At 68.5% G+C, this 232-nt stretch carries 1 protein-coding gene; it reads right to left on the bottom strand.

From position 1 onward, the window contains the following. Positions 1 to 232, bottom strand: a 232-nt coding sequence (locus tag ACQG3P_RS24655) for an aldehyde dehydrogenase family protein (RefSeq protein WP_426806516.1), incomplete at both ends; no start/stop codon positions are given.

The raw sequence follows: 232 nt of genomic DNA, 5'->3' as shown, positions 1-232 counted from the left end.
ATCTTCAGCTCGGCCATCGCACCGGCCAGCATGGTCATCACCTTGTCGGCGATGTCGTCCTGCCCGAACAGCACGCGCGCGGCCGAGCAGCGCTGGCCGGCCGAGGTGAACGCCGACCCGATCGCATCCTTGACCAGCTGTTCCGGCAGCGCCGAGGAGTCGGCGAGGTAGGCGTTCTGGCCGCCGGTTTCGGCGATCAGCACGCCGATTGCAGCATCACGGGCCGCCATCG

This window comes from Stenotrophomonas sp. SrG, from assembly GCF_050031795.1.
Classification (GTDB): domain Bacteria; phylum Pseudomonadota; class Gammaproteobacteria; order Xanthomonadales; family Xanthomonadaceae; genus Stenotrophomonas; species Stenotrophomonas rhizophila_A.
Note: the sequence above shows the minus strand (reverse complement) of the source record. Positions and strands in the feature narration are given on the sequence as shown.